Origin of the sequence: Nostoc sp. (assembly GCF_036919815.1) — a bacterium.
GTDB lineage: Bacteria > Cyanobacteriota > Cyanobacteriia > Cyanobacteriales > Nostocaceae > Nostoc.
The window spans coordinates 20,031-29,652 of sequence record NZ_JBALCE010000099.1 but is presented as its reverse complement, the minus strand read 5'-3'; the positions used below and the strand labels follow the sequence as shown (position 1 = coordinate 29,652).

The window sequence follows — 9,622 nt, the reverse complement described above, 5'->3', positions numbered from 1 at the left end:
CGAGAGTTCAGCCTTAGTGTCAGTAATCTGCTGACGGGCTGGATTAGTTATGTACGGGCTGATTACCGTGATTCACTAATCAACGAATCGCACTTTCTCACTTTCTGCCTTCATGGGGGCTGTATTCAATCAGACACCCCTTTTTTCTTGATCATTCCCCATCTAGCCTCAATTCTATTGATAATGATAATCGAATGGAGGGGGGTTAGGGGGGATCTAAAAGTGCCTAAAATCACAGTGAAATACTTTTCAAACAACCTCTCAGGCCATTCCTTGGATCTTTATCGGGGCGACATTACTGTAGAAGAGTATAAAAACTTAGTTTTAGAAGCCGCAAAGGCAGCAGGCATTGCGACACCAATTGTTTTTCTGATCTTAGTGGCTGTATTAGCGTTATTTCCAGAATTTACAGTTGTGTTGTCAGCACCAGTGGTTGTGGCAGGGTTCAATTCATTATTTGGTATAAGCATTGCTATGCTGATAGTACAATCGCTACTCCGTCATGTCCAAGCTGGTGGTTTTGGCGCGGAAACTGCTGAGGCTTACAGAAATGCGCTTGGTGGTTCTGCGCCTGCTTAGGTAACAAATCTGCGATAAATTTAGTATTGTATTTGGCTCAAATGCAAGGGTGGTTGGCATCCACCTGATGAAGACCGCGATAAGTAAAAGAGTTTTGATTGGCAATTCCTTTACCGTAGTTAAAGGAATCTGGAAACAGTCTTTGTGATTGTGTAGTTTAGATATGAATGGTATAATATTTCGGCTTCGGTCAGTACAAGTTCGTAATTTGTAATTTTCGGGTTTCATGCTGCTAACGATCGCAACGACACACTTTCCAGCAACAGAGTTAGGCTATCTGTTGCACAAACACCCTGACCGTTGTCAGTCTTTTTCTCTTTCCTTTGGACAGGCGCACGTCTTCTACCCGGAAGCAAACACCCAGCGATGCACAGTAGCGTTGCTGTTGGATGTTGACCCGGTGAAATTGGTGCGGGGACGCAGTGCTAGGCTGGAACAATATGTAAATGATCGCCCTTATGTTGCTTCTTCATTTTTAAGTGTAGCGATCGCTCAAGTATTTAGCACAGCTTTAGCAGGTCGCTGCAAAGAGTTGCCAGAACTAGTACAAACTCCTATTCCTTTGACAGCGAAACTTTCTGTCTTACCCTGTCGCGGGGGTGAAAATTTTCTGCGGGAACTGTTTGAGCCGTTGGGTTACAGTGTGAGTGCCCAAGGTCATATTTTAGATGAGGAATTCCCTGAATGGGGGCAGAGTCAATACTTTAGCGTCGAACTTCAGCACACTTTGCCCTTAAGCGATTTGTTAAGTCACCTTTACGTTTTGATTCCAGTATTGGATGACGATAAACATTACTGGGTAGGCGATGAGGAAATCGAAAAGTTACTGCGTCATGGCGAAGGTTGGTTAACTGCACATCCAGCGCGAGAACAAATTACCAAGCGTTACCTAAAACGACAACATCGCTTAACTCGTCTGGCTTTAGCCCAATTAGCAGAGGAAGACAATCCCGATCCCGATAGTGCTGAGGAAAGCCATGCTGAGGAAGAAGCAGCGGTAGAAAAGCCCATTAGTCTGAATCAACAGAGGATGAATGCGGTGATTGCTGCTTTGAAGCGAAGAGCTGCAAAGCGGGTGATTGATTTAGGCTGCGGTCAGGGAAGTCTGCTGAAACTTTTGCTTAAAGATGGTTTTTTCGAGCAAATTACGGGTGTCGATGTTTCCTACAGGGCGCTAGAAGTCGCTCAAGAACGATTAGACCGTCTGCATCTCCCCCACAATCAATGGGAACGTCTACAATTATTACAGAGCGCACTCACCTATCAAGATAAACGTCTCAGTGGCTACGATGCTGCTACGGTGATTGAGGTAATTGAGCATCTCGATTTACCGCGTCTGGGGTCATTTGAGCGAGTCTTGTTTGAGTTTACCCAGCCCAAAACCGTGGTGGTGACAACGCCCAATATTGAGTACAACGTCAAATTTGAGAACTTGCCTGCGGGGAAACTACGACACCAAGACCATCGCTTTGAATGGACGCGTGCAGAGTTTAAAAACTGGGCAAATCGGGTAGCAGAACGCTTTAGCTATACTGTGGAATTTCAACCTGTAGGCACAGAAGATGCAGAAGTCGGTTCACCCACACAGATGGCAGTGTTTAGCCATAATTCCTAATTTCATTTCACTTATTTCTTCCTTTGCGCCTTTGGTGTCCTTAGCGGTTGGTTAAAAAAATTATGAAAATAACTATTCCTGAACTATCCCTAATTGTCATCATCGGAGCTTCCGGTTCCGGGAAATCAACTTTTGCCCATAAGCACTTTCAACCCTTCGAGGTACTTTCCTCAGACTTTTGTCGCGGCTTGGTTTCTAATAGCGAAAATAGCCAGTCCGCCACCAAAGATGCCTTTGAGGTGTTGCACTTCATTACTGCCAAGCGGCTAGCAGCAGCTAAACTGACTGTAATTGATGCTACCAACGTGCAGATGGAAGACCGCAAACCTTTGCTGCAAATGGCACGACAATACCATTGCTTTGCGATCGCGATCGTCCTCGACTTACCAGAAGAATTATGCCATGAACGCAACCAACAGAGGAGCAATCGCCAGTTCGGCTCCCATGTAGTGCGGCGTCATAGCCAAATGTTACAGCGTTCTCTACGTGGTTTGGAAAAAGAAGGTTTCCGTTATGTCTATACTCTCAACTCTCTAGCAGAAGTTGAATCTGTTGAAATCGAACGCCAACCCCTCTGGAACAACCTAAAACACGAACACGGCCCCTTTGACATCATTGGCGACATTCATGGCTGTTGCGACGAACTCGAAACATTACTCCAACAATTAGGCTACCAAATCTCTTCATCTCCCCCTGTTCCCCCTGCTCCCCTCTGGGACACTCCTACTTACTACCACCCCCAAGGACGGAAAGTTATTTTTTTGGGTGATTTAGTAGACCGTGGACCGCGTATTTTAGATACAGTCAAGCTGGTACGAAACATGGTTCTGGCAGGTACAGCTATCTGCGTTCCTGGTAATCATGAAAACAAGCTATTGCGGAAACTACGCGGTAAAAATGTCCGAGTCAATCATGGGTTAGAGCAAACCCTACATGAGATTGAGGCGTTACCCGATGAAGCGCGCGAACCCTTCACCAAAGAACTGCAAAAGTTTCTGGATTCCTTAATAAGTCACTACCTGCTAGATGACGGACGGTTAGTGGTGGCTCACGCGGGGATGAAACAAGAAATGCAGGGACGGGGATCTGGTGCGGTGCGCGAGTTTGCTCTGTATGGTGAATCCACTGGCGAGATTGATGAGTTTGGCCTACCCGTTCGCTACAACTGGGCGGGAGAATATCGAGGTGAAGCGATAGTAGTTTACGGACATACTCCTGTACCAGAAGCAGAATGGTTGAATAACACTATTGATATTGATACAGGCTGCGTCTTTGGCGGCAAACTCACTGGCCTCCGCTATCCAGAAAAAGAATTAGTGAGTATTCCGGCTGCTCGTGTATACTGCGAACCTGTGAAACCTTTGGTACAAAATACAGTCACACGCACATCTCAACAGGAACTCGATGATGTCCTGCACATTGAAGACGTATTGGGTAAGCGCCTCATCAACACGCGACTTAAGCCTAATATTACCATTCGGGAAGAAAATGCGATCGCAGCTCTAGAAGTGATGAGCCGTTTTGCTGCTAATCCGAAATGGTTGATTTACTTACCTCCCACCATGTCCCCTGTGGAAACATCTTCAACATTGGGATATTTGGAACACCCAGCGCAAGCCTTTGCCTACTACCAGCAGGAAATTACTGAAGTAGTTTGCGAAGAAAAACACATGGGTTCACGGGCGGTGGTGGTTATTTGCCGGGATTTAGTAACTGCCGAGAAACGGTTTGGTGTGGTGGATGAAAGTATTGGTATCTGCTATACCCGCACAGGAAGACGTTTCTTTGATAATCCAGTATTGGAGGCAAAACTATTGGCGCGGGTAAATGCTGCCCTTTCCCAAAGCGGCTTTTGGGAAAAATTTAATACCGATTGGGTGTGTTTAGACTGTGAATTGATGCCTTGGTCAGCCAAAGCACAGGGACTACTGCGAGAACAGTATGCACCTGTGGGAGTGGCATCACGCCTTGCTCTTAATGATGCTGTTAACTTATTGCAACAAGCAAGTGATCGTAACGTCGAAATCAGCAACCAACTCAGCCATTACCAGCAACGTGCAGAAATGGCGCATCAGTACATCACCGCCTACCGTCGCTACTGCTGGTCTGTTACCGATATTTCTGATCTAAAGCTCGCACCCTTCCACATCCTGGCAACAGAAGGAGCCGCTCACATCGACAAAGGCCATTGCTGGCACATGGAGCAAATCGCCAAAATCTGCCAATCAGACCCCGCTTTACTTTTAGCGACTGCCTATAAAGTGATAGATTTGACTGACCCCAGCAGCCAGGCGGAGGGTATTCATTGGTGGGAAGAACTGACTGCTGCGGGTGGTGAAGGTATGGTTGTCAAGCCAATGCAATTCATAGTCCAAGGTAATCGCGGCATTGTGCAGCCTGCGGTGAAGTGTCGCGGACAAGAATATCTGCGGTGTGGAATACTCAGCGCCGGAGAATCTGCAACGTCTAAGGCAACGTGGGTTATCTCTCAAGCGTTCTCTAGCGATGCGGGAGTTTGCTCTAGGTGTTGAAGCATTGGAGCGATTTGTCTCTCATACTCCACTACGTCGCGTGCATGAATGTGTTTTCGGGATTTTGGCGCTAGAGAGCGAACCTGTTGATCCGCGACTTTAGTTTTTAATTGTAAGGCATTGCTGAATATAAAGTATAAGTATGAAAACTTCACGCAGGGAGCAATGCGGTTTTGTCAGATCCGGTAAAAAAGTGCAATGCCTGCGGTGTTCTCGTTGCCATCGCTAAATTCTTATCCCAGCAATAAAGCTTTATTTATATAGGCTATTTGGTGTCGCTTGACTCTATTGCATTTACATTCTTCAAACCAACATTACACTAATCCAGAAGATAGAGACATATTAGAAAAGTTGAAGCACACTTGTAAGAGCAACTTTAACTATTCAATAATAGTGTGTCAATGTGGCTAAAATACGGTGTAAATGAAGAAGGTATCTTGATATGTGTTGAAGATATCACAAGAGGTAAGACTTTACTTAAGTGTCCTTACTGTCATAGTGATTTAACTGCGAAAAAAGGCAAGGTGAAAGAGCATCATTTTGCTCATCATGGAGAAACTTGCCGCCCCATAGCTAACCGAGAATTCCCTACTCTGCCACTTTATGAGAATTTCAACGTTCAGCTATTAAACAAGGATTTGACACAGTTAAAACTGCTTTGGCAGGAGTACGGAGCCAAAAATTACCCGATTAGTTCCTACTTAGTTACTCCTGGTTTACTCAAAGCAGGAATGTTAAGAAAAAATGTTTACATTAAACCACCTGCCTATCAATTTAGTGATTTGGGTAAAATTCCTGTTGGAGCGCTAGAGTTGAAATTATTTAACGAAGTGCAAGAGCCATTATTACTGAAAAAGCTTTTGAAACTTGAGCTAGCTTTTAAACACGCCGAATACAAAAATACTCCAGATTTAGCATATCGACTTACTGATTTAAAACTCTACCGCGCTCAACTTCAACGTATTCTATGCTCTACTCTATATTTTTTAGAGATTGAAACTAATATTGGGATTATCTACAAAATAGGAGTAACCCAAAGACCCGTTATCAAGCGAGTTGCAGAAGTAAAAATTGATTTACTTGCTCATTATTCGAGTGTTGCTATTAGAGTATTAGGAACTTGGGAGCATAGAGGTAATGTTGAACTGTATTTCAAACACCGCTATCAGGGTTTTAATTATCCCATCGGCAGTTTAACTGAGTATTATAAGTTTAATGCTGAGGATATCAAAAGTGTGCTACCCGACTTACAACAAATGCAACCAAAAATACTATCTCAAGTTGAAATAGATGTTCTTGAGGAGAATACTAGCTTGATTCAAGTTGCTGTGTAGCGTTTTGGTATGAACTACTGTGATCGCCCCTTTTTCCTCTAAGAAACTGGAACTGGGGGGCATAGTTTACCATCGCAGGAATCCCTTAATCTGGTGCATGAGAGATACCACTTTGATGTTTCTATTTTTATTTACTTAAAGTAAATGAACAGTACGGAATAGATGGACTGCGCTTAAATCAGAGAGGTGCTTGCTGACATGAGAAAAAAACCGCTCGGCATAGCGGCGGTAGCCGTCAACGTTGTTTTTGCTGTAGGGACGCAAATCATTCCTGAAGTTTAGAACAGGAAACGACTACCAGTAAATTTTTTTCAACTTAACAGTTTCAAAAGGCATTGTCTCCCATTTTCTTTATGAGAGGAGGATGAACACTTCAGACGGTATCATCCATCCAGCCACACTTACAATCCCAATGCACACGCGCTGACCAGTCCCGGTCAAAAAGACCATTGCACTGGGGACATCTGCCAGTAAACATCGGATGCCAATCAAGTAACTCCAGCTTTTGCTGTTGCGTCCACCTCTGTTGTGGTTGCACAATTAACTCGCCGTTGTAATAAGTGCCTCCTTCTGGTTCGGCGTTGGGGTCTTCTCGAAAGTCCAAGCAGCTGTCGCCGTCTACCCCATCAAGATGGACAGCACAGACGAGGTAAGGGTTATGGGCATACAGGAGACAGCGATCGCATATCAGAAGTTTTGCCATAGTATCAGTTTACTGCCTGTTTCAAGCGATCGCTTGTTGGTTAAACTGTATGGTTGTTTCGAGCATCACTGCGAATAGCGAATTGTTGGGTGACTAATCAACTACAGGTAATCCTGCCAGTGCCATTGCCACTTCATTTGCACTATATTCAGTATCAACAAGCCGTCCAGATTGATAATCGATATAAGCTTGCATATCAAAATGTCCATGACCGCAAAGGTTGAACAGGATAGTTTTGCTTCTTCCTTCTTGTTTACAGAGTAAAGCCTGATCAATTGTTGCTTTGACAGCATGATTAGCTTCTGGTGCTGGTAAAATCCCTTCTGCATGGGCAAAAGTTAATCCAGCAGCAAAGCAAGCGAGTTGGGATTCAGCACGCGATTCAACTAATCCCAAATTCACAATATGGCTAACAAGGGGAGCCATACCGTGATAGCGTAAGCCTCCAGCATGAATTCCTTCGGGAACAAAACTACTACCTAAAGTATGCATTTTGGTAAGTGGGGTTAAGTGGGCAGTATCACCAAAATCGTAAGCATATTTTCCACGAGTCAATGATGGACAAGCAGCAGGTTCCACAGCTATTACTTGTATATCTCGTTCTCCTCGCAGTTTAGCACCGATAAATGGGAAGGCAATTCCGGCAAAGTTGCTACCGCCACCTGTGCAGCCAATAACAATATCAGGATAATCTCCTGCCATTTCTAATTGAGTCAGTGCTTCTTGACCAATGACGGTTTGATGTAGCAGTACATGATTGAGAACACTACCTAAAGCATACTTAGTTTGTTCATCAGCAGCAGCTACTTCTACAGCTTCACTAATGGCAATCCCCAAACTGCCATTACTATTGGGATGTTGTGCAAGAATTTTACGTCCGGCTTGGGTTTGAGTACTTGGGCTAGAAACGACCTTCGCGCCGTAGGTTTCCATTAAAGCTCGGCGGTAAGGCTTTTGCTGGTAGCTAACCTTTACCATATAAACTAAGACTTCTAAACCGAATAGCGCACCGGCAAAAGCTAGAGATGATCCCCACTGTCCGGCTCCCATTTCAGTAGTTAGCTTTTTGACTCCAGCTTGTTTATTGTAGTATGCTTGGGCGACCGCAGTATTCGGTTTGTGGCTTCCAGAGGGGCTAACACCCTCATATTTATAGTAAATTTTGGCAGGCGTATCTAAAGCTTGTTCTAAACGACGGGCACGATAAAGAGGAGTTGGTCGCCACTGGCAATAAATAGAGCGGACTGCATCTGGTATTTCAATCCATCTTTGTTGACTCACTTCTTGCTCAATCAGTGCCAATGGAAACAAAGGTAATAATTCATCTGGTGTAATTGGCTTACCAGTACTAGGATTTAAAACTGGTGGTAAGGCTTGTGGCAAGTCAGCTTGGATGTTATACCAAGCTTTTGGCATTTGGTTTTCAGTCAGAACGTATTTAATCGTGTCCATATAATTAGGTGATGCATAACAGTAAAATTGTACATTTACGATTCTCCAAGAAAAAAGTTAACTTTTATTGTTATCAAGCTTCATCCCAGCAATAGTAAAATTATTTGGTTGCATATTGGAGTGATAACCCGCATTTCTCACAAGCTTGATAAGGTGCAGGGGAGAGTTTTTGTACAAGTCCTTTCCCCTCTGCACAAGCGCAGGTTTTGAGAGATATGGTGACAAATCCCGGGGTAGAGCTGCGTCTACCTGTAAAAACAATCAAATTCGTAGATGAATATTGCTACTGATATAAATTGAATACTTTCTTATTAAACTCAAAAATGAACACAAAAACTAAGCCGGATTGGGCGGGGTCAGGATTGCTTTCAAAATTTGTTAACTTACTGATCCAAATTAGACCTATTTATAAGTTAATGAAGCACCAAGCAAGGCAAGTATTAATTAAAAAAACTTTTAAAATATCCTCTTAAAATAAATTAAAATTTCCCACTATTCAGAAAGTGTAAAATATGTTGAGATGTGATTTTTGGCTGTTCAATTTGAGGGGTATGACCGCAATTTTTGAGCAATATTAGTTGAGAGTTGACAATAGATTGCTGAAATTTTTTTGCATCTTCAGATGGCAGCATATCATCAGTTTCTCCCCATAAAATAAGTGTTGGGTTGTCAACTTGGGCAATTTTATTTGCTAATTCACTATAACCACCAGATTTTACATAAGAAATCATGGCATCATGCCAACCAGGCATTTCTTGATGTAACATAGCGCACTGAATAGCCAAAAGTATTTTGGGATCTAAATTAGGTAAGTTCCTACATAAATTTAATGCCCAAATGTGGCGTTGACGTAGATATTCCACAGCCAAAAAGTCAAAAGGCGGAAACAAGTATTTGGTAAAGACGGGAGAATTAGTGTAACCTAAACTATTAATCAATATTAGTGATTTTACAACTTGAGGGTAAGTGAGAGTAAAATCAATAGCAGTTGCGCCTCCCATTGATGCACCTACTAGTATTATCGGCCTGTTGATTAAAGTTTTCCAAAAATCGTAAAGGTGAATTTGGATTGTAGTTGGGCTGTAATTTATTTCTTTTTGCCTTTGTGTAAAGCCAAAACCTAACAAATCTACTGCCCATGTTTCATTTTGAGTAGCAAGTAATGGCAACAGAAGACGGAACTCTAGGATGGAACTGTCGAAGCCGTGTAGCAGCAGAATTGGTGTTACCCCACTACCTTTTTTTATATAGGTTGTGAGGATTGGATGTTGACTCAGGGAGGTTGCAAGGGGAATTCTTTCAATACTTTGGACGAAAGCGATCGTCTCTGGGTCTTTGGGTCGATTAACTTGTGATGGCAGAAAATTAGGAAACATTAGAGCAATCTAAGAAAGCGTTTTGAAAACGA

General features: G+C 43.3%; 6 protein-coding genes and 2 pseudogenes. 5 read left to right on the top strand and 3 right to left on the bottom strand.

Going from position 1 to position 9,622, the window contains the following annotated elements; all coding sequences use genetic code 11:
• Positions 1–222 precede the first annotated feature (222 nt).
• From V7K15_RS23455 to V7K15_RS23440, 4 genes and pseudogenes are all read left to right on the top strand, one after another.
• Positions 223–579 (top strand): hypothetical protein, encoded by a 357-nt coding sequence (locus tag V7K15_RS23455; RefSeq protein WP_334909300.1) that lies wholly within the window; start codon positions 223–225, stop codon positions 577–579.
• A 226-nt stretch (positions 580–805) separates the two neighbouring features.
• Positions 806–2,194, top strand: a complete 1,389-nt coding sequence (locus V7K15_RS23450; RefSeq protein ID WP_334909298.1) for a 3' terminal RNA ribose 2'-O-methyltransferase Hen1 — start codon at positions 806–808, stop codon at positions 2,192–2,194.
• Between the two features lie 62 nt (positions 2,195–2,256).
• A pseudogene (locus tag V7K15_RS23445) lies at positions 2,257–4,828 on the top strand (polynucleotide kinase-phosphatase).
• A 298-nt stretch (positions 4,829–5,126) separates the two neighbouring features.
• Complete coding sequence (locus V7K15_RS23440; RefSeq protein WP_334909296.1) at positions 5,127–6,059, top strand: GIY-YIG nuclease family protein; 933 nt, start codon at positions 5,127–5,129, stop codon at positions 6,057–6,059.
• A gap of 373 nt (positions 6,060–6,432) precedes the next feature.
• Here the strand turns inward: V7K15_RS23440 and V7K15_RS23435 are convergent, their stop codons facing one another.
• A complete protein-coding gene (locus tag V7K15_RS23435) occupies positions 6,433–6,762 on the bottom strand; it encodes a hypothetical protein (protein WP_334909294.1) in 330 nt (109 codons plus the stop codon).
• 93 nt (positions 6,763–6,855) lie between these two features.
• The gene (locus V7K15_RS23430) at positions 6,856–8,214 is read right to left on the bottom strand and encodes a TrpB-like pyridoxal phosphate-dependent enzyme (RefSeq protein ID WP_334909292.1); all 1,359 of its coding nucleotides are present in this window, start codon (positions 8,212–8,214) and stop codon (positions 6,856–6,858) included.
• A gap of 323 nt (positions 8,215–8,537) precedes the next feature.
• On the opposite strand from V7K15_RS23430, the pseudogene V7K15_RS23425 reads away from it, so the two are divergent.
• Positions 8,538–8,675, top strand: a pseudogene (locus tag V7K15_RS23425) (class I SAM-dependent methyltransferase); the annotation flags it as partial.
• Positions 8,676–8,693: 18 nt separating this feature from the next.
• On the opposite strand, the gene V7K15_RS23420 reads toward V7K15_RS23425, so the two are convergent.
• Positions 8,694–9,590 (bottom strand): alpha/beta fold hydrolase, encoded by an 897-nt coding sequence (locus V7K15_RS23420; protein WP_334909290.1) that lies wholly within the window; start codon positions 9,588–9,590, stop codon positions 8,694–8,696.
• Positions 9,591–9,622 lie beyond the last annotated feature (32 nt).

Bases quoted from the DNA above. Each gene is read 5' to 3' on its own strand.
- V7K15_RS23430 (WP_334909292.1), bottom strand. From the start codon at position 8,214: ATGGACACGATTAAATACGTTCTGACTGAAAACCAAATGCCAAAAGCT.
- V7K15_RS23440 (WP_334909296.1), top strand. From the start codon at position 5,127: ATGTGGCTAAAATACGGTGTAAATGAAGAAGGTATCTTGATATGTGTT.
- V7K15_RS23435 (WP_334909294.1), bottom strand. From the start codon at position 6,762: ATGGCAAAACTTCTGATATGCGATCGCTGTCTCCTGTATGCCCATAAC.
- V7K15_RS23420 (WP_334909290.1), bottom strand. From the start codon at position 9,590: ATGTTTCCTAATTTTCTGCCATCACAAGTTAATCGACCCAAAGACCCA.
- V7K15_RS23450 (WP_334909298.1), top strand. From the start codon at position 806: ATGCTGCTAACGATCGCAACGACACACTTTCCAGCAACAGAGTTAGGC.